The following is a 19327-nucleotide window of genomic DNA, read 5'->3' on the forward strand; positions in this document are numbered from 1 at the left end:
TATGTTGCCTCTTCTGCGACTATCTTGCCTCCAAGACGCAGAACACTCATCCGAAAGAAAGCCCCTCTTAGCGGTAAAGATAGTGACGTGCTCACGCCCGCATGGCCTCTCCATCGTCGCAGGAACCTTCGCCGCAACCATTCTGGCTTAAGGCATTATTAGTTTGCGAGCGCCGCGCTGTGAGCCTTGTTCATTACGCGCTTTAGATCGTCGATCGCCGAGGCCGAGGGGAGCGTCTCTCCTTCGAGTTCGGGCGGCAGCTTCCAGCCGGGCTCAACCCCCTGCATGTTCGGCAGTTCGTGGGCAATGCCCTTATGGCAATCGATGCAGGTCGCCCTGCCCGGCAGCAGGTAGCGCGTATGGATTTCTGCTGCACGCTGCGTCTGCTTGGAAAGGTCCATCGCCGCTGAGGAGTGACAGTTGCGGCACTCGAGGCTGTCGTTGGCCTTGAGCCGCGCCCATTCGTGCTTGGCGAGTTCCAGGCGGTGGTCGAGGAACTTCTCGCGCGTGTTGATGGTCCCGAAGATCTTTCCCCACACTTCCTTTGAGGCCTGCATCTTGCGGGCTATCTTGTCCGTCCACTCATGCGGCACGTGGCAGTCGGGACAGGACGCCCGGACGCCCGAGCGGTTGGAGAAATGAACCGTGCGCGTAAGCTCCTCATATACGTTGGCCCGCATCTCATGACAGGAGACGCAAAACTCCTCGGTGTTGGTGAGCTCCAAGGCGGTGTTGAAAGCGCCCCAGAAGATCACGCCCCCGACGAAGCCGCCGAGTGTCAAAAAGGCGAGGCTGAGCGTTGCGGCCGGCGTAGTCAGGATCTTCCACACCCAGAGTAGGAGGCGCTTTATCCGAGCCATGGCCTACTCGCTCCCCGCCTGGCTGACGCCCATCTCGCTCATGTCCCGGAAGGTGTTGCCGACGAGCGGTCGCACGTCCGCCTGCGGCACGTGGCAGGCTGTGCAGAAATAGCGCCGCGGCGAAACGTCGGCGAGCATCTGCCCCTCCCGCGTCATGTAATGGGTGACGCTGATCATCGGCGCGCCGGACTCCTGTGTGAGTTCGCGCTTGTGGCAGGAAAGGCATCGGTTGGTGTTGACCGAAAGTTGGTAGCCCTCGATCGAATGCGGGATGACTGGGGGCTGGTCGGGATAGGCGCGCTCCTTGCGGACGTCGTCAACAACCCACTTCGGGATCGGGTGCGCCTCTACTTCGCCCATTTCTTGCGGCGGGCCGGAAAGCTCCGGCACCCGTTTGTCAGCCATTTGCGCGATTGTTCCCGTTGCGACGACCAGGATGGCCAACGGCGCCCCCAGTATCGATCCAGGGCTTCTCATCATGCGACAGAGACGATTTTGACCGCGCATTTTTTGAAATCCGTCTGTTTGGAGATGGGATCGGTTGCGTCGAGTGTCACCTTGTTGATCAGCCTGCTGGCGTCGAACCAGGGTACGAAGATGACGCCCGGCGGCATGCGGTTGCGGCCGCGCGTCTCGACGCGCGCGCGAATCTCGCCGCGGCGGGAAACGATCCTGACCTCGGCCCCCTGGTTGATACCGCGATCGCGTGCGTCGCCCGCATTCATGAAACAGACTGCACCGGGGAACGCCTTGTAGAGTTCCGGCACCCGCATCGTCATCGAGCCGGAATGCCAGTGCTCGAGGACGCGGCCCGTCACCAGCCAAACGTTGTATTCGTCGTCGGGAGATTCCGCCGGCGGCTCGTAGGGAACGGCGAGGATCACCGCCTTGCCGTCCGGACGACCATAGAACTTCACGCCCTCCCCCGGCTTCACGTAGGGATCGTAGCCTTCCCGGTAGCGCCAGAGCGTCTCCTTGCCGTCGACGACAGGCCAGCGGAGCCCCCGCTCCTCGTGGTAGCGGTCATAGGGGGCGAGGTCATGCCCGTGACCGCGCCCGAAGGAGGCATATTCCTCGAACAGGCCCTTCTGGATGTAGAAGCCGAAGGCCTCGGCCTCGCGGTTGGCGTATTCCCTGCTGATCTCGCTTGCCGGGAAGCGGTCGACATTGCCGTTCTTGAAGAGCACGTCGTAGAGGGTCTTGCCCCGATAGCCGGGACTGGCGTCGAGGATGTCGGTCGGCCACACCTCGTCGGTGGTGAAGCGCTTGGAAAACTCCACCATCTGCCAGAGATCGGAACGGGCCTCGCCGGGCGCATCGACGAGCTGGTGCCAGACATGGGTGCGCCGCTCCGCATTGCCATAGGCGCCTTCCTTCTCCACCCACATGGCGGCCGGAAGGATCAGGTCCGCGCTCATAGCAGTGATCGTTGGATAGACGTCGGACACGACGATAAAATTGTCCGGATTACGATAGCCCTGATAGGTCTCGTTCTGCGTATTGGGAGCCGCCTGGACGTTGTTGTTGACCTGCACCCAATAGAAATTGAGCTTGCCGTCTTTCAGCATCCGGTCCTGCTCAACCGCATGGTATCCGGGTTTCTCCGGAATGATGCCGTGGGGAATGCGCCAGATCTCCTCGGCATGCTTGCGGTGCTCCGGATTGGTCACGGTCATGTCGGCTGGCAGCCGGTGGGCGAAGGTGCCGACCTCGCGCGCCGTCCCGCAGGCCGAGGGTTGACCGGTCAGCGAGAACGGGCTGTTGCCCGGCTCGGAGATCTTCCCGGTCAGGAGATGCAGGTTGTACACCATCTGGTTGACCCAGACGCCGCGCACATGCTGGTTGAACCCCATGGTCCAGAGCGACATGACCTTGCGCTTGGGATCGGCATAAAGGTCGGCCAGTTGTTCGAGGAATCCGGCCTCGACCCCGGTGAGTTCGACCACCTTGTCGAGCGTGTATTCCGACACGAAAGTCTTGAAGCTCTCGAAGTCGCTCGGCGTCATTTTAGCCGCATCCTTGGCGTTCAGGGCCTTGACCTCGAGCGGATTGTCGGGCCTCAGGCCATAGCCAATGTCGGTCGCGCCGAGCATGAACGTCGTATGCTTCCTGACGAAATCCTCATTCACTCTGCCGGTCTGGATGATGTGGTTGGCGATGTAGTTCAGGATCGCCAGATCGGTGCCCGGTTTGAAGACGATCGGGATGTCGGCCAGATCCATGCTGCGGTGGGTGAAGGTCGAGAGCACCGCCACCTTCACATGCTCGTGGCCGAGCCGACGGTCGGCGAGACGCGTCCACAGGATCGGGTGCATTTCCGCCATGTTCGAGCCCCAGAGCACGAAGGCGTCCGCGTGCTCGAAGTCGTCGTAACAGCCCATCGGCTCGTCCATGCCGAAGGTGCGCATGAAAGCGTAGGCGGCCGAGGCCATGCAGTGGCGGGCATTGGGATCGAGATTGTTCGAGCGGAACCCGGCGCGCATAAGCTTCGTGGCCGCGTAACCCTCGAAGATGGTCCATTGCCCAGAGCCGAACATGCCGACGGCGGTCGGGCCCTTGTCCTTCAGCACCCGCTTCGCCTGCTCGGCCATGACGTCGAAGGCCTCGTCCCAGCTCACCGGCTCGAACTCGCCGTCCTTGGCAAAGGCACCGTTGCGCTTGCGCAGAAGTGGCGTCTTCAGACGGTCGGCGCCGTACATGATCTTCGACAGGAAGTAGCCCTTGATGCAGTTGAGGCCGCGGTTGACCTCGGCCTGCATGTCGCCATGGGTGGCGACGACCTGTCCCTCCTTGACCCCGACCATCACCCCGCAGCCGGTACCGCAGAAACGGCAGGGCGCCTTGGACCACTTTATCTGAAGCGCTTCGACGCCGCCCGGCACGGGCTGGGCCGCCGCCGGAAGCGCGATCCCCGCCGTCGCAGCGGCGATGCCGGCCGCATGCGCCTTCAACATTTCACGCCGCGTCAGTTCGCCGGTCATGGCCGATCTCTCCTTGAGTTTCGACATGCTCAAGCACCATGTTGGCTGCCACCACGCCCTCGAGCACCGCGATACGCGAAAGACTTTCACCGAGCATCCCGGTGCTGGTGCCCTCGATCACGACGACGATCTTTCCCGCCTCATGGGCGTAGATCTCGACGTTCGGCATCTCGGCAAGTTCAGCGACGACACGCTCCCGCATATGCGGCATCGTCACGATGACGGCGCTGGAGATATGATAGGACGCGCTCCGATCAGACATGGGCGCGCTCCCACTCGACCTCGCGAATGCCTATCGCTGCCACTGGACAGACGGAAAGGCAGGCGCCGCAGCCGGTGCAGGCCTCTTCGTCAAGCTCGGGCAAGAAGGGCCCGCCGGCACGCGGCCGGAAGCGGATCGCCTCCGTCGGACAGGCGTCGCGACAGGCCTGGCAATCGGTGCGATTCCTGGCAAGACAGCTCTCGCCGATCATCGCGATGTGTGGAAATTGTTGTGGCCGGCCGGCGAAGACCGGCTCGGGACAGAGTTCCGCGCATTGGCCGCAGAAGGTGCACTCGGCGACGGAGAAATCGAGCGCCGGGCGATCCTTGATCAGCCGGATAATCTGCGTCGGACAGGCGTCGACGCACCGTCCGCAGCCGGTGCAGGCCTCGAGGCCTTCCGGGGTTGCTCCCGGCGGAGAGACACGCCCACTCCCCCGCTTGTTAAAACCGCGGAGAAAATTTCGCCTCGATAGGTGGACCGGCTTGCTCATTAGTGCGCCGGAGGGCCGGGTGGGCCGAAGATGATCTGGAACATCCAGACAAGAAAGCCGTAAGCACCCACGACGCCCACGGCGACGATTGGCCAGATGCCGAAGGCCAGGACGAGGAAGGTGGTGAATTCGTTTCGCCGCTGCGATCGTGGTAGGCTCGCGGTTGGCTGATCAGCATCGGGCATTTAGCGTCTCCTCTCCGCATACGCCTGAGAGAAGTTTAGTACCTAGCAGATAAAAATAAAGGGAGATCCCAGATAATTCGTGTGTCGCAGTTTACAATGCTCCAAGGGAAATTGTTGTTTGTCAATTACTTGGGGAGCGGGGCGATAAATATTACCGAAGTCTAATACAAGCGCGTAGCGAGGCATTGAGGCCCGGTGTATGGATTGGTCTACTGTTTACCTGGCTTCGTTTATTGTTGGCCGCGGCGAGAGCTGCGTCGAGATAGCCGTTGTTGGTCGGTATAAAGGTGACTCTTTAGGCGATGTCTCGGACTACACAGCGGAGCACAAACCCATTTGATCAAGGTCAACAACGCAACGATGGGCCAGCCTTAAGATACTTGCAGAGGCAATGAGGAATATTTCCGCAGGTCGAGCGCTTGGTGCTGCAACTTGGTGCCATCAGCTGCGATGCCGATGAGCGAATGGCTTGACGAAATCAATTCCGCAACCTAATAGGAAATGCTCGTTTCCTATTAGGTTGTCAGATGAACTTCGGAAGCATCTCTAATCGCCGCGTCGGGCGGCCGCGCGAATTCGACATGAACCAGGCTCTGGATGCGGCGATCCGCATATTTTCGGAGAAGGGCTATCACGGGACCTCCATCGCCGAACTGAAAACGGAAATGGGACTGACCGCCGGCAGCATATACAAGGCGTTTCGTGACAAGCGTGACGTGTTCGTCGCCGCCTACGACCGCTATAAACAGATCCGGGCCGATCTTCTGGATCAGGCGCTGTCTTCAGCCTCCACCGGTCGCGAAAAGATTGCCCGCGTCGTCGGTTTCTATGCCATGTCCGCCTGTGGCGAGACCGGTAGGCGCGGATGCCTGGCCATTGGCGCCGCCGTGGAACTGGTTCTGTCCGACGCGGAGATCGCCGACAGGGTCGGCGGACACAATCGCAAGCTCGTCGCCCGGCTCGAGGGTTTCATCCGGGATGGCCAGTTGGACGGCTCAATCCGCCAGGACGTCGATCCTGCGGCGACCGCGCTTGCGCTGTTTTCCTATCTTCAGGGAGTCCGCATCGCCGGCAAAACCGCAGAGTTGGAGAACCAGATGCTCCCTTCCGCCGAAGCCGTGTTGCGCATTCTCGACTGAATAAACCGCCCGCCCTCCTTTCTCCCACGGAATTTTCAATGACAACTCCCGCTTCCACCGCCCAGACGCAGCATCCGCCCGGACTCTCTGCCGGCATGACATTTCTGATGGCCACCGCCTGCGGCCTGATTGCCGCCAACCTCTACTATACCCAGCCACTCGCCGGGCCGATCGCAGTCGACATCGGCCTGCCGGCAGAGGCAACCGGCCTGATCGTTACCCTGACGCAGATCGGCTATGGCCTTGGGCTGCTGCTGCTCGTGCCGCTGGGTGACCTCGTGGAAAATCGTCGGCTGATCGTGACCATGATCGGCCTGGTTACTCTCGCCCTGATCGCGGCCGGCCTCTCAACCACGCCCGGGCCCTTCCTCACCGCTTCGCTTGCCATCGGGGTAGGCTCGGTTGCAGTCCAGATGATCGTTCCCTTCGCTGCTAACCTTGCTCCGGATGCGGCTCGGGGCCGCGTCGTCGGCAATATCATGAGCGGGTTGATGGTCGGCATCATGATGGCGCGGCCGATTGCCGGGCTGATCGCCGGCCTCAGCTCTTGGCATGCCGTCTTCTATATTTCCGCTATCGTCATGGTCGGGCTTGGAACCCTGCTATGGGTCCAACTGCCGACGCGCATGCCGACGGCCCGGCTGAGTTACGGCCAGCTGCTCAAGTCGATGGCCCAGCTTCTCGCGACGCAGCCGGTCCTGCAGCGCCGCGCCGCATATCAGGCCTGTCAGTTCGCCGCATTCAGCCTCTTCTGGACCGTCACGCCGCTCTATCTTGCAGGCCCGCGCTTTGGGCTGGGTCACAACGGCATTGCGCTTTTCGCCCTCGCCGGTGTTGCGGGCGCCATTGCTTCCCCCATCGCGGGACGCCTCGCGGACAAGGGGTTGGTTCGGCCGGCGACGGCATTCGGCCTTCTCAGTGTCGGTGTCGCTTTTCTGATGACACAAATCGCTTCTGAAGGTTCAACCATTGCGCTTACGCTTCTGACGCTTGCTGCCATCCTGCTCGACTTCGGCGTAACCATGACGTTGGTGACCGGGCAGCGCTCGATTTACGAACTCGGCCCCGATTTGCGCAGCCGGCTCAACGGCCTGTTCATGGCTATCTTCTTCACTGGCGGCGCCATTGGCTCTGCCTTGGGTGCCTGGGCTTTTGCCTCTGGTGGATGGTGGTTCGCGTCCATGATCGGCTTCGCGCTGCCCGCCACAGCGGTCGCCATCTTCCTGACCGAGAAACACGGTCAGGAAAGAAGCTTGCAGCATTGAACGAATTTAGGGTCGCCTCCAATCGCCGATCTGCGGCTGTTGATGCCGTTGGGGAGCGATTTCTCAAGGCTGCGTTGATGATCATGCGCGCAGCCTTGAGTCTGCGATCGTTATGCGTCAACACGCCTGAGTTCGCCTGATACGGCGCTGCCCCGAAGATCCTCGCACTGGCTCCCGATGCAGAGAAAGTAAGAACATCCATAGGCGGTGAGCGCCCTCCATCGGTTGCCGAAAGAACATTGAGAATCTGCGCCGTGCGTAGCGCATGAAGAAACGCTTCAGACTCAATTCGAACCGCGGGCCTACAAGTTTAGGATCGAACGTAGATTTCTGTTGCACGAAATCGCCCATCTATTCGCTTGCATTGAACAATTACGTCGATTGATACCTTCAATAATTTATCGATGTCATCACGGTCCAGATTCCGTCCCCCTGCCGATTCCTTCACGAGAAGCGTTAACTGTTGGAAGGCGAGTTTGGCAGAATCGGCATGCACGGTAGTTATCGATCCGGGGTGACCGGAGTTGACGTTGCGAACGTAGTAGAATGCCGTGCCATCGCGCAGTTCCTGCAGCAAAATTCGGTCCGGCCGCATCCGGAGACAGGATTCGAGCAGCTCTTTGGGGCCAGCCCCCGAGAGTCCCTGGGCACCCTTCGAATAGAATAGGCGCACGTGGTTGGGCTGCGGAATAATGAGTTCGGGTGTGTCCTCGATCGAAATGATCCGCTCATGCTCGGGAATGTGTTTAACCAGCGCTTTCGAGAGAGTCGTCTTGCCCGAGCCGGTTGCGCCTGAGATGATGATGTTCTTCCGTGAAATGACGGCTTGCCGCAAAAATTCCTTGAAGCGGCCGGCACGGTAAAGCGCCAGCAAGCCCTCGTCCCACGTCGAGGCGCCGTCGTCGGCCGATCGCGTCTCTGAGAAAAACTCTCTCTCTTTCAGATCATTGAGGGTGAATGTGACCGACGATGGCTTGCGGATAGTGATGCTGACCGTATTCCTGGTGGTGGCTGGCGGGATGACGATCTGGATGCGTTCGTCCCCGGGCAGGGTTGCCGATAGGATCGGTCGCGTTTCATCAATTGATTGGTGGGAAAAACTGGCAACTGCCCGGGCAAGGCGCATCAGCTTCTCGAAGGAAAGCTCCGGCAGGTCATAGGTCCGCCAACCACCAGCGCCTTCCGTCAGCACTTGCCCGGGCCGGTTTACGATCACTTCGTAGAGCGACCTGTCACCGAGCAACGGCGCGAACGGAGAGAGCAGTTCACGAACGACCGTTGCGTCGGCACCTTCGGTCATCGGCCTTGCTCTACTTCGTCACGAGCGTTGACTGCGGCCTGAAGTCTCCCGGCACCGCCCGGTCGAGGACCTTGTTTTTCGACCCGGTCACCCGCAATCCGTAGACACCAGAAAAGTCGAGATCGCGCGCCACGAAGATCGAGACCAGTTCACCCTGATGTTTGTTGAGCGTCGGCGGAATGTTGATCGATTGCTCGACAGCGACCGCCGCCGCCTGCTGGCCTGCGCTCGTCGTGTTCTGCGCGTCGACGTCGCTGTCCTGCAGGCGGCTGCTGGCATAGCTCGTGGCGTCGCCTACGATGGAAAGGAGAAGCGCACTTCCAAACCGCTCCCACCAGTGAGTGTCGACGTAGCCATCCACGCCGGCTCGGCCGAGGGCATCCGTTGCCGGCGAGGCCAATGTGACGATGACGCCATTCGGGGTTTTCGCACGGTTCCAGAGCACGAAGAGGCGCTTCTGTCCTCGCTGGAGACCACCGCGGTACTCGCCGACAACTTGAGTGCCCTTCTCCATCAGCACGACGCGGCCATTATCCGAGAGGACGTCACGGTTGACCACGCAGCTTGTGAAGCCAGGTTGATCAGATGCCATGGCAGTTTCCAGGACACAGGGTATTGAGGTTCCCATCGCAACGATGAAGTTCCGGTTGCCGAGCGTGCCGGCGCGTGAGCCCTCAAGCCTGGTCGGCCGCAGCAACCCGTTGAACCGCTGTTCATCGGCATTGGCCGTATTCTGGCCCATCGTGTCTCCATCGAGCGGTATGAAATTGCTGTCCGCCGAAATGGGAGGATTTTCGGTGTCACGGTGCGATGTCGCGTTTTTCTGTCCGCTGCTATAGGCGATGACGGGCGCCCGCCGCGCCGAGTCGAGCAGTGGGTCTTCCTCCTTGACCTCCTCGGTCACGACGGGAGTTGGCAGATTCACTTCCGGCACTGGCTGAACGGGTTCCAATTTCTCCTTGGCCGGTTCGAAGTTCGTCGTTTGTCGGATGACCACGCGCTCCGGCTGGGCATTGTCCTGCCGTTTCCCTTCCCCGCCCATCGACAACAAGGCGAAGCCGACAAAGGCAACGACCGCCAGCGCCACGGCGCCGCGCTTCAGCATGGGATTGTTATCGATCTTCCTGCCGGAAACCGTCTCGGCCCGCTCGCCCGGTATTCGGTTTTCATCATCTTGAGCCATGGCAGCCTCCTATTGCACCGCTCCGGCGTCGATCCGCACGATCCGCTCGACGGAGGGCGAGGTCGTGTTAGTATCCGGATTGATGCCGACGCGGTCGTAGGCTTCGTTAAAGACGCAAAGAACGTCCCCTCCCCTCCGAAGGATGAACTTGCGGCTGATCGCGTGTACCAGCACCAGGTTGCCGTCGACAGACTTGGGAACCAGGCTCTCACTGCCGTCCGAGTTCTCGATGTAGATGGCCGGCATTTCCTGATTGCCAACGAAGGCAAAGGTCGTGACCTTGCCATTGTCGTAGACCGATTGCGGTTCCAGCGCCTGTGCGCCTTGCGCCGAATAGCGCCAGTTCCGCGGCCCATAGGCTTCATGAATGGCCAGCACGTTGTCGGCTTCCTTCGCCTGGGCGGCGATCGCACGCGCGGCCGCGGCCTGTCGCCTGCGTTCGGCTTCGTCGGCGGGATATCGGTACTTGACGTAAAAGTAGGTGTTCTGGCCGACCTCCACCTTTCCATCCCGTACCGTCAGCTCCATCTGGTAGCTTCGGGTCGATCCGTCGCGCCGGGTGGTCACGACGGAGATATTGGTGACCGGCTGATTTTCCCGCGGTTTGAGAAACAGGATGTTGCCCGCTGGGGCGACCTCCCAGGCCACACTGTTGCCGAGCGCGACATGGGCGATCTCCTCGTCGGGCGCGAACTCCACCTGCACCGAGGAGCGCAGCGAGCCGATGATGCGGGTGATGTTGTAGGGCTGGTAGTCGACGAAACGGACGCGGCTGTCCTGCGCCGCGCCGCGCGGGATTTCGAGGGCAAGCGCCGTGGAGGCGGTGGCCGTAAGAAGGAGGGTGGCGATGAAAGTAGTCCGCATCAGTTGATGGCCTCCGGATCGGCCCGGTATTCGCTAACCGCAAAACCAAGAGGATTCACCAGCCGATCCGTCGATGACATCGGCGAGTTCACATAAGAGAAGGTGAGCGTCGCAACCCAATGGGTGGGTTGAACCTCCTCGCCGCGGGTAATCGTGCGCATGTAACGGACGGACACGACATTCGGATTGATTAGCGAGATCGACGCGATGCTGATGCGCGCTGTGGCGCTGCGCCCGTACGTGTTCTGCGGCGAGTCTGGATTGCTGCCGCGATAGATGGCCGAAAAACGAGCTTGCTCCGGCTGCGTCGACAGCAAGGCGACGGTGCGGAAGTTCTCCTCCGCCTCACTCCAGACATAGCCTTCCCGCGCACGCACGTATTTCGCGGCGAAGTATTTGGTCACGGCCTCGTCGTAAGTGCCGGCCGTCGACGTCAGCGCCGAGACGACATCGACAATGCCCGTCGAATTGTCGACGCGCACGACAAATGGCTCGATCGTTTTCAGCGGCGTGAGGGCGGCGACGGCGAAGATCGAAGCTCCCGCAAGAATGCCGGCTACGATCGCAATAGACCAGGCGATGCGTGCCGAGCGCTCGACCTGGATCACGCGGTCCTGATCGAAGCGTCGCGCCTTTTCGAAGTATGTCTTGAGTTCGTCCGCCGAGACCATCGAGTCAACCCTCGCAAGGACGATAGGATGCGTCGATGTCGAGATGTGCGAAGGCGGGAAATTCCCTGCCCTCGTCGACATAAGCGGTGGCGACGGACTGAGAGGCCGCCGGTCGCGCATCGGACTGTTTCAGCTTGAAGTTGCTATTGTCTTCCCACTGCCACATCGATCGATTGAGCGGCCGGCGCGAATAGCCGTCACATTTCGGGAGCGGATAGGTCATCGATGCGCAACCGCTTAAGATCGCCGCAATGCAAAGCAGCGGAATGTTCTGAATATTCCTGGAGAGCCTTTCTCTTGTTCCAGCGAAAAGCGTCATGATCCGGAGCCTTTTGAGGTGAAGGTTCGGTCAACGGCACGGACACCACGTCCGGCTGCACGGACGGTATGGGAAGCCGCCCAGGCGAGCGTGCTTTCGTGGGCGTCGCGTGCGGCGCCGTAGCCGTAGGTCAACGACGCGCCGCCGGCGGCAAGCGCCGAGGCGATGTTCGGGAGTTGATAGAAGACATAGAGAGCCGCGAGGCAGATGGCGCAGAGTGCGATCGGCCGCATCAGCACATCGCTATATCCGTCGATCGCCGCGAAGGTGGTGTCGATGCAGGTGATCAGCAGAGAGCCGACGGCGACGACGAGGACCTGGAGGATCACAAAGTTCGCAAGCTGGCCGATCCATGCCTCGGTGAACCGACGCGTCGCCTGAAACATGGCGAGCGCCACGAAAATTGGTCCAATCGCGAGCACGATGGCAAGCGCCAGCCGCGCGTAAAGCGAGACGATATAGCCGATCGCGGCGACGATGAAGCTCGCGCCGATCACCATCATGCCGCCGACGCCGGTGACGATGTCGACCGGCCAGGAGGCACGTGACCAAATATCGGTGGCTGAGGCCTGTCCCTTGTCGAGCAGGCTGTCGAAGGTCGATGCGCTCGGCGCCGTACCGGTGTTCAGCGCCTGGGACACTTCGCGCGGAAGCACATCGAAGAAGATGTTCGTGACATAGGTCTGGTAGTCGCCGGCGTTCTTCACCAGCATGACGATGATGGCGAGCTTGATCGCGCGGAATGCGAAGTCGAGAATCGGTTCCTGGACCGAGCCACGGAGAACGAGATAGCCGTAGAGCACGATATAAAGGGTCACCGCTGCCGTCAGAGGACCTGAGACCCACTCGGAGATGTTCGATGTTCCGGTGGAGATGAAATTCTCCAACGGTGTCTTGAATTGCTCGTCGACGAAGGCGAACACCTCATACATGGGCATCAACCTCCCAAAGATTGCCGCATGCGCTGTAGCCGCAGCTTGCCGTCGGCGCTTTCCGCATTCCTGCAGTTCGCCGTATCTTGGAGCTCGCCAGGATTGTTGCGGCACTTGGTGACGATGCTGGAAAGCAGCGCTTCGTCCGCGACCAGTTCTTCGACTGTGTAGGTCCGCTCAGTCTGCTCCGAGCAGGCGGGCAAGCTAAGAGTCGTCAGAAGCAGGATCAGTTTCCTCATTGCAGGGCCGCCTTGATCGCATCCATGCGCTGGCGCCAGTCCTCGGCCTTGCGCTGTTCATCGATCTGAACCTGCGCCTGCTGCACCATGCGCAGACCCTCCATCCGCAACACATCGGTCTGAAGGAAGGCCTGCTCGGCCTGAAGTCGCGCCTGCAGGTCGGCGATATCCTTAGCGTCGCCTGCCGTCGAAATCTTCTCGCGCAGCTGGTCGATGCCGTCGATGCGCTTGGTCGCGGCATCATAAATCTGTTGGCCGAGGCTCATCTGACCGGCGTTCTTGTTCTGGATGCGCGATAGTTCCTGCGCGTAGAAGTCGTCGGCGGCGTTGGTTTGATAGGTCGTATTACCGTCGAGGAACTTTGAGGCTGAGTCAGCGAAGACGCCCGTACCGTTGCCTTTGAACAGGCCCTCGATGGCGCTGAAGTCTGCCGGCAGCGCTTTGCGAATGGCCGGATCGTTCAAGACGCTGGCAACATCCGACATGTCGGTGAGCTTGTTGAGCGAGCCGTGGAGCTGCTGTGCCTGCTCGATCTGCTGATTGAGCGCATCGAGTTGGGCTTTCAGCTGCGCGATGCTCTCGATCTGCTTGGCGATCGCGGTCTGGTCGATCACCGGGATCCCCTGCCCTGCCGCACCGGTGGCGGAAAGGATGAGCGCAGAGGCAATCACCACACAGTTAATTCGAAAGAAAGCCATCAGGTCGCACTCCTTCTTTGCTGGAAAACGGGAAGCCAATCCTTTGCATTGCTGCCGACCTCCGCACGGATCGCATCCGCAAGTTCGACATTGGCGGTTCGTCCGGAGAGGATGGCGAGTTCGTCGTCGAGGCCCTTGAGATCCAGCTCGGCGACGACGCTGTTATGTCCCTGCTTCAACACGAACCGCCGGCTCTCAATGGAGAGCTCACGCGCGACCAGCTCGAATTCGCGCTCCGTCAGCTTGAAGCCATCGACATAGTCGCCATGATTGCCGCGGGAGTTCGGCAGGAAGATCTGTGTCGGGCATTGCTCGATGATGGTGTGAGCGATCGGCGAGACGATCGCGTCGCGCGGGCTTTGTGTCGCAAACAGCATGAGGCCGTTCTGCTTGCGGATCGTCTTGAGCTTGTTCTGCGCGAGATCGCGGAACCCTTCGTCCTGGAGCGCTTTCCAGAACTCGTCGATAACGATGATGATCCTGCGGCCGTCGATCAGTTGCTCGACGCGATGGAAGAGATAGGCCATCAGCGGGGCCCGGATTTCCTCGTTGTCGAGAAAGTCGGTCATGTCGTAGCCGACCAATTTGCCACCGCCGAATTCTCCGAAACCGATATCCTCGATGACGTTGTCAAATACCCAGCCGAGCGGCCCTCCCCTCTCCCAACGCCGCAGCCTGGCTGCGATCCCTTCCGGGTTCGTGTTGTCGAGAAAGGTCCTGAGCGCGCCGATCGTCCGACGCTCGACCGGCAGGTCGGCAAGGCCGTCGATGGCGGACGAAATGTCGCGGAGTTCGGTCACGCTCAGTTCACGCGTCGCCGAGCCGACCAGCTTGCCGACCCAGCGTGTCAGAAAGACCTTGTTCTCCGGTGTTAATTCGAGGGCCTTTAAGGGGGTGCAACCGGTCGGGATGCCGTTCTTGAGAGGCAGATAGGTGCCGCCGGCCGCGCGCACGTAGAGATCGGCTCCCCTGTCCTTATCGAAGAACACCACATGCGGATCATGCTTTTCTAGCTGCGACAGCATGAAGTTGAGCAGCACCGTTTTGCCGGCGCCGGACGGCCCGCAGACGAAGGTGTTGCCGAGATCGCCGTAATGGAAGTTGAAGTAGTACGGCGAGCCGGACGCGGCCCTGAGCAGGGCGACGGCGGGTCCCCACTCGTTACCGTCCTTTTGGCCGAGCGGATAAGAGTGGAAGGGCGACAGCGCTGCGAAGTTCCGTGACGTGATCGCGCCGGACCGGGCCCTATAACGGAAGTTACCCGGTAGCTGCGCCCACCAGGCCGCCTCAAGGCCGAGATCCTCGCGCGCGACGACTGCGCCGCCACTGGTCATGCTGGCGCGTGCCTTGGCAAGATTGTCGGTCAGTTCCTTCACCGAGGGGGCAAAGACGGAAAGCGTCAGGTGGTGCTCGCCGAACACGAACCGGTTGGACTCCAGATCGTCCATCGCCCCATCAAGTTCCTCGATCTGCGAGGCCGCCTTGTCGCCGCTGCTGACCATCTGGTTCTGCTTGCGGCCCATGATCATGCGCGCGTCGGCCTTCGAGACGAAAGAGAAGGATTGCGCCAGAATGAGTTCAAACGGGCTGGTGAGCACGGCGTCAAGCATGCCGGTCCTGGTGCGGGCCGGATACTCCTTGAAGCTCAGCATGCCGGCATAACGGCTGTCCGCCTCGTGCCGGATCTCAATCGTCTCGCGCCCCACGATGACGCGATCCGAGTAGATGGCAGAAGCGATGTGCCCCTCTGTCAGCGGGATCGGCTCGCGACGGCCGCCGACGAGCTGATGGAGCACCTCGCTCGGTTCCGAGAACATGAGGCCGTCGTGCTCGTAGAGGGTCAACACGCGCGGCTCGAAGCGTCTCAAAGCGGCGGTGACGTCGATGACCTTGTCGCGGAGATGCTTGAGGGCGCCCTCATCGAGTTCGGTCCCGACCCGGCGGGCCCGACGCAGGCGCGACAGCAGTTTTGCCGCCTTGTCTGCCGGATCGCGAGCTGGTGACCAGAGAATCGACAGATAGAGGTCGTTGCGAAACAGGTCCTCGCCCACCATTCTTTCGCGGTACTTATCGTTGAGCGCCGCCGAGAACGGTGTGGTGAACGTGCCTTCCGGATAGCTGTTGTCGCGACGGCGGATGAGATGCGTCCACAAGGCAAGCCGCTCGTCGGCGATGTTGCGGTAGAGGGTGTTGAGGTGGCGATGGAGGGCATTCAGGTCGAGAATATCGGCGGTCTCGAAGGAGACGCCTTCGAGCGCGATCATCACCATCAGCGCCCGGGAATCGAGCGCGATTGTCGACTCGTCGACATGGCGGACATAGGGGATGAAGGTCTCCGGACCGAGTTCGCGAGATCTGAGTGTGGTCAGGCTAGGCAAATCCGAGGTCCCTTTCATCGTATTTGCGGGCGAGCTTCATGGGGCTAAGCGTCGCCCCGCCCCAATAGGCGCTGTTGCGGGACCGGCCGCGCGTCTCAATCCAGGCCAGCAGGATGCGAAACATGTTGTGGTCGTGTTTGACGAGGGCGCGGAACACCAGATGGAAGACCACGCCGACGAGCGCGTAAGCGACGGAGCCGGCGACGATGTAAAGAATGGTCGTGAGCATGATGTTCATGCCCATGGCTTCCATTGTTACGCCGGCGATCATTGCGGGCCGCGTGCAGGCGATGAACAGCGTATCCTCCTCGAATGCCGGTCCTGAGTCCGCCATGGTGTCAGCTTCCGACGATGGTATTCACGAGTTCGGTGGCGCCGAAGATGCCGCCAATGCCGATGATCCAGAACCCTGCCCGTCTCAGATCCATGTAACCGAACATCCAGGCGATGCAGATCACGATCACCGCGATGACGGCGAGCAGCTTGGCGATGTTACCGGTCAGCATGTCGACGATGTTCTGCAGCACGGTCTCGATTCCGGCGGCTTGCGCGAAGGCCGGCTCGACCATGGTCACCATGATGGCCGTTGCCATAACAGTGGATGCAGCTATCGGACGGATACGGGAACTGAAAGTCATTCACTCTGCTCCATTTGACTGTTCTGAAACACGAGGACGGATGATCTCCGTCGCGAACTGAAAACATCCCAGGACGGCACCGACGCCCTCTCGTCGACCGGCCGGTCGCCCGGCGGCTTCTCTGCAGCCACATCGACAGGGCTCTCTTCGGTGGTGATTCCCGTCGCCTGTCCGCCATCTCCGATCATGAGAGCGGCTAGACTTTTGCCGAGCCGCTTCACTTCCTGGCGGACCTGCTGGTCGTACTGGACCATGGCGCCGACGGACGGGTCGTCTCGGCCGTAGTAGGATTGCAGCATCACTTGTTCGGCATGGTCCGGATCCGCTCCGGCCTTCATTGCCAGTCGGTAATATCCGTCGAGCAGCGTCGCGGTGGCATGAAGGTTGAGGCACGGATCGAAGGCGTCGGAAATTGAGAGCTTCAGCCTCCGGAGCTCCCCCATGCCGATACCTCCGAGACCGAGCTGGATGTCCTGCCGCTCGGCTGCCAGCGACGTTGCCATCGCGATCGCTTCCGTCTTGGTTGCGGGCTGCTCCGAGAGCGGGACTCCGCTGTTGATCCGGATGGCGAATGGTTCGAACCGGCTTTCAAGGCTGACGACACCGGCAAGTGTCTCGGCCGCAACTATAGGGGCGCACGTTTGCGCCAGATCGAGGAACGCAGCGGGCATGGCTCAGTACCACACCCTTTGTTTGCCGCCGCCGTCGATGGTCACATCGACATAATGAGGCTGTGGGCGGATGTTCGGCCGCGTCGTCACATAGCGTTGGCACTTTATGCGGCCTTCGCTCCGCTGCCACCTCGGCGAGGTGCTCCGATCATTGTCGAAATAGCATTCATGACTTGAGACGATTTGCGGCGTGGTCGAGATGCAACTAGCCTCGCGCCCGCGATCTCCATACCGCGTCGTCAGGCGGTAGCCATCATTGCAGTAATACGGCTCGTATCCGGGGCGCGAGGCCTGGAACCCAACGCCGCTGCAGGCCGGAAAAGAGTGTCCCTTTGCAAGCGCGCGCCAGAGCTTCTCGATCGGAGGCCGGCACTCGGCATACTGCGTCGGACCACCGGGATTGGAAAGGCACAGGATAACCTGGCATCCCCAGTCGTCCGCTCGCGCTTTACCGTCGAAAACAAGATAGAATGACGCTAAGCTGGCTGCAGCGACGAATGCCCGTACGAGAGACGTGTTCATGACCACCACCCTTCACCGACGCGAACATGCACGGACCCCATCAGGCTTTGCGAGCTCGCGACTCGTTTTACAATCATATAACTGACAGTATAAAAGATGACAAGCGCACTCAACGTACATTGGCAGAGCCAGCTATTTGCGGCCTACGCATTGCAGGAAGTTCTCGACAAACCGATCGACGGAGAGACGCCGCAATCGCGGCTGAAGCAGCTCGGGATGATGACGGTCCTCTACATGATGCACCAGAGTCACGAAAAGCTAACGCTTTCAAATATCGTCAAAATTACCGGATTGACACGCAATGCCGTGGCGGAATCGGTCGACCCGCTCGTTGAGCGCGGGATACTTACAGAGACAATTGTGAAGAACTCCATGGGGCGCGGAACTGCGAGGCAGTTCGAGTTCTGTCCGGAGATTTTCGACCGACTAAGGTCGGGCAGTGAGGAGCGAAAGCGAGGAGCGTAGTGGCGGCGTTGCCATACTAAACCCGGCGCTCCCGGCGTCCGCTAAGACCATCCCGGAGCCTTGGTTGGGAGACGCGGGGTTCGCGACAGTCAAAGCCGAACCACTCGAACATCTACTATCCGAGGGCGTCATGCTGGCACACGCTAGCAATGATTTCGTCTGCACTGCTTGGGCGGGAAAAGACGCGGGCGAAGCCCGTCGCTCCGTTAGGGGCGGTTGTTCGCCTCGCCGTCGAATTCGGCCGTTTCAAGGCTGATGCCTCATAGTTGCGAGGAAGAAGCCTCGGAAAGCGCTTCACGCCGTTCCGCCTCCCGCACAGCGGGGCGTGCCTCGATGCGCGCCACGTAATCGCGATAGCACGCGGAGAGCGGGAACCCGAGTTCCTGCGCCCCGCCCGTCAGTATGAACGGATACCGATCCGCCACACCGAAGGTGTCGCCGAACAGGTAGTTTGTGCGCGTTTCAAACGGAAGGCCAGAAGGCCGAAGCGCTGCAGTATGTCCTCCCGAACCACTGCCTTTTATTCCTTAGTTACCGGCCTGCGGATTGCGGAGAGCCTTTAGGTTCGCGTCAGAACTAGCGGACGGGTTCAGGCCCGCCTCGACACGACGATGTGGGTCGACTTTTGCGACGGGACATACTCGGTCACCTCGTAGCCGAGGAGAGGCAGGTCCATGCCGGCAAAGAGCGCCTCGCCGCTGCCGAGAAGGATGGGCGAGATGGCGATATGCATCTCGTCTACTAGCCTGGCGTTCAGATATTGCCGGACAGTGGCGCTGCCGCCACCGAGGCGGACGTCACGACCGTCCGCCGCCTCCCTCGCGCGGGCGAGCGCGGCCTCGATGCCGTCAGTGATGAAGTGGAAGACCGTGCCGCCCTCCATTTGCAGCGACGGACGCGCATGGTTTGTGAGGACGAAGACTGGGCAGTGATAGGGCGGGTTTTCGCCCCACCAGCCCCTCCAGGATTGGTCGGGCCAGGGTCCTCGCACCGGCCCGAACATGTTCCGGCCGAGGATCCAGGCACCAATATTGTCAAACCCGCGTGCGGCGAAATCCTCGTCAATACCGGTCGTCCCCTGCTCTTTGCCCGACATCCGCTGAAAGGTGCGGGTAGGCAAAAACCATTCGTGCAACGCCTCTCCACCCCTGCCCAACGGATTATCGAGGCTCTGGTCGGGCCCGGCGCCGTATCCATCGAGCGAAATCGAGAAAGCATGAATACGAAGCTTGGACATGGTATGTCTCCTGAACTGCTTGGTT

The 19327-nt window shown here is 60.8% G+C and carries 23 protein-coding genes; 3 read left to right on the forward strand and 20 right to left on the reverse strand.

Annotated features, from left to right (window positions below):
- Nucleotides 1-158: 158 nt before the first annotated feature.
- From M1D43_RS27650 to napE, 6 genes are read right to left on the reverse strand one after another with little or no spacing between them, the layout of a single operon-like run.
- Nucleotides 159-860 carry a cytochrome c3 family protein gene (locus tag M1D43_RS27650; RefSeq protein ID WP_088196046.1) on the reverse strand — a complete coding sequence of 234 codons (702 nt, stop codon included), beginning with the start codon at nt 858-860 and terminating at the stop codon, nt 159-161.
- Nucleotides 861-863: 3 nt separating this feature from the next.
- Complete coding sequence (locus M1D43_RS27655; protein WP_498814780.1) at nt 864-1367, reverse strand: nitrate reductase cytochrome c-type subunit; 504 nt, start codon at nt 1365-1367, stop codon at nt 864-866.
- Complete coding sequence (napA, locus tag M1D43_RS27660) at nt 1337-3841, reverse strand: periplasmic nitrate reductase subunit alpha (protein ID WP_127525417.1); 2505 nt, start codon at nt 3839-3841, stop codon at nt 1337-1339. Before napA ends, M1D43_RS27655 begins: the two co-directional genes overlap by 31 nt.
- Complete coding sequence (locus M1D43_RS27665) at nt 3816-4103, reverse strand: chaperone NapD (protein WP_498814781.1); 288 nt, start codon at nt 4101-4103, stop codon at nt 3816-3818. The genes napA and M1D43_RS27665 overlap by 26 nt, the downstream gene beginning before the upstream one ends.
- Nucleotides 4096-4596: a ferredoxin-type protein NapF gene (locus M1D43_RS27670; protein ID WP_088201148.1), complete on the reverse strand. Its 501-nt coding sequence runs from the start codon at nt 4594-4596 to the stop codon at nt 4096-4098. Before M1D43_RS27670 ends, M1D43_RS27665 begins: the two co-directional genes overlap by 8 nt.
- Nucleotides 4596-4781, reverse strand: coding sequence for a periplasmic nitrate reductase, NapE protein (gene napE, locus M1D43_RS27675; protein WP_088198221.1), 186 nt, complete (start codon nt 4779-4781; stop codon nt 4596-4598). The genes M1D43_RS27670 and napE overlap by 1 nt, the downstream gene beginning before the upstream one ends.
- 527 nt (nt 4782-5308) lie before the next feature.
- Between napE and M1D43_RS27680 the strand changes: the two genes are divergently transcribed.
- Both M1D43_RS27680 and M1D43_RS27685 read left to right on the forward strand, forming a co-directional pair.
- Nucleotides 5309-5920 (forward strand): TetR/AcrR family transcriptional regulator, encoded by a 612-nt coding sequence (locus tag M1D43_RS27680; protein WP_318880005.1) that lies wholly within the window; start codon nt 5309-5311, stop codon nt 5918-5920.
- Nucleotides 5921-5958: 38 nt separating this feature from the next.
- Nucleotides 5959-7185 carry an MFS transporter gene (locus M1D43_RS27685; protein WP_088201146.1) on the forward strand — a complete coding sequence of 409 codons (1227 nt, stop codon included), beginning with the start codon at nt 5959-5961 and terminating at the stop codon, nt 7183-7185.
- A 310-nt stretch (nt 7186-7495) separates the two neighbouring features.
- On the opposite strand, the gene virB11 is transcribed toward M1D43_RS27685, so the two are convergent.
- The 13 genes from virB11 to M1D43_RS27750 are packed head-to-tail and all read right to left on the reverse strand — an operon-like array spanning nt 7496 to nt 17600.
- A complete protein-coding gene (gene virB11 / locus M1D43_RS27690; RefSeq protein WP_088201145.1) occupies nt 7496-8485 on the reverse strand; it encodes a P-type DNA transfer ATPase VirB11 in 990 nt (329 codons plus the stop codon).
- Nucleotides 8486-8495: 10 nt separating this feature from the next.
- Nucleotides 8496-9668: a type IV secretion system protein VirB10 gene (gene virB10 / locus M1D43_RS27695; RefSeq protein ID WP_017276196.1), complete on the reverse strand. Its 1173-nt coding sequence runs from the start codon at nt 9666-9668 to the stop codon at nt 8496-8498.
- A gap of 9 nt (nt 9669-9677) precedes the next feature.
- Complete coding sequence (gene virB9 / locus M1D43_RS27700; protein WP_498814782.1) at nt 9678-10532, reverse strand: P-type conjugative transfer protein VirB9; 855 nt, start codon at nt 10530-10532, stop codon at nt 9678-9680.
- Entirely contained in the window at nt 10532-11203 is a 672-nt protein-coding gene (locus M1D43_RS27705; RefSeq protein WP_017276194.1) for a VirB8 family type IV secretion system protein, read from the reverse strand. The genes virB9 and M1D43_RS27705 overlap by 1 nt, the downstream gene beginning before the upstream one ends.
- 4 nt (nt 11204-11207) lie before the next feature.
- Complete coding sequence (locus tag M1D43_RS27710; protein ID WP_017276193.1) at nt 11208-11522, reverse strand: hypothetical protein; 315 nt, start codon at nt 11520-11522, stop codon at nt 11208-11210.
- Nucleotides 11519-12454 carry a TrbL/VirB6 family protein gene (locus tag M1D43_RS27715; protein WP_017276192.1) on the reverse strand — a complete coding sequence of 312 codons (936 nt, stop codon included), beginning with the start codon at nt 12452-12454 and terminating at the stop codon, nt 11519-11521. The genes M1D43_RS27710 and M1D43_RS27715 overlap by 4 nt, the downstream gene beginning before the upstream one ends.
- A gap of 5 nt (nt 12455-12459) precedes the next feature.
- Entirely contained in the window at nt 12460-12693 is a 234-nt protein-coding gene (locus M1D43_RS27720) for an EexN family lipoprotein (RefSeq protein ID WP_013845460.1), read from the reverse strand.
- Nucleotides 12690-13391, reverse strand: coding sequence for a P-type DNA transfer protein VirB5 (gene virB5 / locus M1D43_RS27725; RefSeq protein ID WP_017276191.1), 702 nt, complete (start codon nt 13389-13391; stop codon nt 12690-12692). Before virB5 ends, M1D43_RS27720 begins: the two co-directional genes overlap by 4 nt.
- A complete protein-coding gene (locus M1D43_RS27730) occupies nt 13391-15769 on the reverse strand; it encodes a VirB4 family type IV secretion/conjugal transfer ATPase (RefSeq protein WP_498814785.1) in 2379 nt (792 codons plus the stop codon). The genes virB5 and M1D43_RS27730 overlap by 1 nt, the downstream gene beginning before the upstream one ends.
- Nucleotides 15762-16103, reverse strand: a complete 342-nt coding sequence (locus M1D43_RS27735; protein WP_014528661.1) for a VirB3 family type IV secretion system protein — start codon at nt 16101-16103, stop codon at nt 15762-15764. Before M1D43_RS27735 ends, M1D43_RS27730 begins: the two co-directional genes overlap by 8 nt.
- Before the next feature lie 4 nt (nt 16104-16107).
- Complete coding sequence (locus tag M1D43_RS27740) at nt 16108-16407, reverse strand: TrbC/VirB2 family protein (protein WP_010967695.1); 300 nt, start codon at nt 16405-16407, stop codon at nt 16108-16110.
- Complete coding sequence (locus M1D43_RS27745; protein ID WP_498814786.1) at nt 16404-17078, reverse strand: lytic transglycosylase domain-containing protein; 675 nt, start codon at nt 17076-17078, stop codon at nt 16404-16406. Before M1D43_RS27745 ends, M1D43_RS27740 begins: the two co-directional genes overlap by 4 nt.
- A 3-nt stretch (nt 17079-17081) precedes the next feature.
- Nucleotides 17082-17600 (reverse strand): hypothetical protein, encoded by a 519-nt coding sequence (locus M1D43_RS27750; protein ID WP_017277528.1) that lies wholly within the window; start codon nt 17598-17600, stop codon nt 17082-17084.
- A gap of 96 nt (nt 17601-17696) precedes the next feature.
- Here M1D43_RS27750 and rctA point away from each other — a divergent pair, with 96 nt between their 5' ends.
- Nucleotides 17697-18065 carry a conjugative transfer repressor RctA gene (gene rctA / locus M1D43_RS27755; RefSeq protein WP_010967698.1) on the forward strand — a complete coding sequence of 123 codons (369 nt, stop codon included), beginning with the start codon at nt 17697-17699 and terminating at the stop codon, nt 18063-18065.
- Nucleotides 18066-18654: 589 nt separating this feature from the next.
- On the opposite strand, the gene M1D43_RS27760 is transcribed toward rctA, so the two are convergent.
- Entirely contained in the window at nt 18655-19302 is a 648-nt protein-coding gene (locus M1D43_RS27760; protein WP_010967700.1) for a dihydrofolate reductase family protein, read from the reverse strand.
- Nucleotides 19303-19327 lie beyond the last annotated feature (25 nt).

The organism is Ensifer sp. R1-3 (genome assembly GCF_056739175.1).

What these genes read in the sequence shown, in the direction of transcription:
- M1D43_RS27650 (WP_088196046.1), bottom strand. Translation starts at nt 860, where the DNA reads ATGGCTCGGATAAAGCGCCTCCTACTCTGGGTGTGGAAGATCCTGACT.
- M1D43_RS27655 (WP_498814780.1), bottom strand. Translation starts at nt 1,367, where the DNA reads ATGCGCGGTCAAAATCGTCTCTGTCGCATGATGAGAAGCCCTGGATCG.
- napA (WP_127525417.1), bottom strand. Translation starts at nt 3,841, where the DNA reads ATGACCGGCGAACTGACGCGGCGTGAAATGTTGAAGGCGCATGCGGCC.
- M1D43_RS27665 (WP_498814781.1), bottom strand. Translation starts at nt 4,103, where the DNA reads ATGTCTGATCGGAGCGCGTCCTATCATATCTCCAGCGCCGTCATCGTG.
- M1D43_RS27670 (WP_088201148.1), bottom strand. Translation starts at nt 4,596, where the DNA reads ATGAGCAAGCCGGTCCACCTATCGAGGCGAAATTTTCTCCGCGGTTTT.
- napE (WP_088198221.1), bottom strand. Translation starts at nt 4,781, where the DNA reads ATGCCCGATGCTGATCAGCCAACCGCGAGCCTACCACGATCGCAGCGG.
- M1D43_RS27680 (WP_318880005.1), top strand. Translation starts at nt 5,309, where the DNA reads ATGAACTTCGGAAGCATCTCTAATCGCCGCGTCGGGCGGCCGCGCGAA.
- M1D43_RS27685 (WP_088201146.1), top strand. Translation starts at nt 5,959, where the DNA reads ATGACAACTCCCGCTTCCACCGCCCAGACGCAGCATCCGCCCGGACTC.
- virB11 (WP_088201145.1), bottom strand. Translation starts at nt 8,485, where the DNA reads ATGACCGAAGGTGCCGACGCAACGGTCGTTCGTGAACTGCTCTCTCCG.
- virB10 (WP_017276196.1), bottom strand. Translation starts at nt 9,668, where the DNA reads ATGGCTCAAGATGATGAAAACCGAATACCGGGCGAGCGGGCCGAGACG.
- virB9 (WP_498814782.1), bottom strand. Translation starts at nt 10,532, where the DNA reads ATGCGGACTACTTTCATCGCCACCCTCCTTCTTACGGCCACCGCCTCC.
- M1D43_RS27705 (WP_017276194.1), bottom strand. Translation starts at nt 11,203, where the DNA reads ATGGTCTCGGCGGACGAACTCAAGACATACTTCGAAAAGGCGCGACGC.
- M1D43_RS27710 (WP_017276193.1), bottom strand. Translation starts at nt 11,522, where the DNA reads ATGACGCTTTTCGCTGGAACAAGAGAAAGGCTCTCCAGGAATATTCAG.
- M1D43_RS27715 (WP_017276192.1), bottom strand. Translation starts at nt 12,454, where the DNA reads ATGTATGAGGTGTTCGCCTTCGTCGACGAGCAATTCAAGACACCGTTG.
- M1D43_RS27720 (WP_013845460.1), bottom strand. Translation starts at nt 12,693, where the DNA reads ATGAGGAAACTGATCCTGCTTCTGACGACTCTTAGCTTGCCCGCCTGC.
- virB5 (WP_017276191.1), bottom strand. Translation starts at nt 13,391, where the DNA reads ATGGCTTTCTTTCGAATTAACTGTGTGGTGATTGCCTCTGCGCTCATC.
- M1D43_RS27735 (WP_014528661.1), bottom strand. Translation starts at nt 16,103, where the DNA reads ATGGCGGACTCAGGACCGGCATTCGAGGAGGATACGCTGTTCATCGCC.
- M1D43_RS27740 (WP_010967695.1), bottom strand. Translation starts at nt 16,407, where the DNA reads ATGACTTTCAGTTCCCGTATCCGTCCGATAGCTGCATCCACTGTTATG.
- M1D43_RS27745 (WP_498814786.1), bottom strand. Translation starts at nt 17,078, where the DNA reads ATGCCCGCTGCGTTCCTCGATCTGGCGCAAACGTGCGCCCCTATAGTT.
- M1D43_RS27750 (WP_017277528.1), bottom strand. Translation starts at nt 17,600, where the DNA reads ATGAACACGTCTCTCGTACGGGCATTCGTCGCTGCAGCCAGCTTAGCG.
- rctA (WP_010967698.1), top strand. Translation starts at nt 17,697, where the DNA reads ATGACAAGCGCACTCAACGTACATTGGCAGAGCCAGCTATTTGCGGCC.
- M1D43_RS27760 (WP_010967700.1), bottom strand. Translation starts at nt 19,302, where the DNA reads ATGTCCAAGCTTCGTATTCATGCTTTCTCGATTTCGCTCGATGGATAC.